Source organism: Burkholderia territorii, assembly GCF_902833055.1.
Lineage (GTDB): Bacteria > Pseudomonadota > Gammaproteobacteria > Burkholderiales > Burkholderiaceae > Burkholderia > Burkholderia territorii.
In genome coordinates, this window is record NZ_CADFEJ010000139.1 from 1 (window position 1) to 456 (window position 456).

General features: G+C 64.9%; 1 protein-coding gene. It reads right to left on the reverse strand.

Going from position 1 to position 456, the window contains the following annotated elements:
• Positions 1-274: 274 nt before the first annotated feature.
• On the reverse strand, positions 275-456 hold a 182-nt coding region (locus HW466_RS31415; protein ID WP_481968806.1), incomplete at its 5' end, for a VOC family protein.

Consider the following 456-nt stretch of genomic DNA (forward strand, 5'->3'; position numbering starts at 1 on the left):
GCAGACCGTCATCGCGGCGCAGCCCAACAAAATACTTTTCATGGCTTTCTCTGTCATTGCAGGTTCGGGGATCCGTTCGCATCGAATCGGCGTTCCGGCCACGGGTGCCCGGCGGCATGACAGATGCCGTCCGCCCCGCCGGCCGTTGCTCCAATGTAGCGAAGGCGCATGGCGGCGGATGGGACAATCTTCCGGTTTTCCTGTACGCGTTATCGATGCGCGACGAAGCTTTCGGATTTCAGGCCGGCACCGGGCCACGCGGCGACACCGCCGCTCACAGCAACTCGGAAATCTCGATCAGGTTCAGGTCCGGGTCGCGCACATAGACAGAGCGGATCCGGGCCGTCGCGCCGGTTCGCTCGACCGGGCCCTCGACGATCGGCCAGTTCATGCGCGCCAGGTGCGCGATCACCTCGTCCAGCGGCACCGCCGCGATGAAGCACAGATCGAGCGCGC